We start from the raw sequence: 501 nt of genomic DNA on the forward strand, positions 1-501 counted from the left end.
CCGGTGGGTCGGGTTCGGTGGTCAGGCCACCCTCGAGTACGCCGGACGTGGCGACCAGCAGGTCCAGTTGCGGGGATTCCGCATCGAACTCGGCGAGATCGAAGCGGCGCTGCTGCGCTGCCCGGGCGTGAGTCAGGCGGTGGTGCTGGTCCGCGAGGACGAGCATGCCGGTGACCGTCTGATCGGGTATGTGGTGGCCGACGCCGGGGCGAGCATGGATCCGTCGGTGCTGCGGGCGCAGGTGTCGGAGTTCCTGACCGGCTACATGGTCCCGGACGCGATCGTGGTGCTGGACGCGCTGCCGCTGACCCCGAACGGGAAGCTGGACCGCCGCGCGCTGCCCGCGCCGGAGTTCGTGTCCGCGACGGTGTTCCGTGCGCCGAGTTCGCCGGTGGAGCAGGCTGTGGCGGAAGTGTTCGCCGGGTTGCTGGGCGCCGCCGAGGTCGGCCTGGACGACGACTTCTTCGCGTTGGGTGGTAATTCGCTGCTGGCCACGCGGGT

At 70.5% G+C, this 501-nt stretch carries 1 protein-coding gene; it reads left to right on the forward strand.

The features are described 5' to 3' along the window. The coding region (locus tag NNI01S_RS32920; protein WP_157115179.1) for an AMP-binding enzyme at positions 1 to 501 on the forward strand (501 nt) is incomplete at both ends.

The sequence above is a fragment of the Nocardia niwae NBRC 108934 = DSM 45340 genome (assembly GCF_001613465.1).
Lineage (GTDB): Bacteria > Actinomycetota > Actinomycetes > Mycobacteriales > Mycobacteriaceae > Nocardia > Nocardia niwae.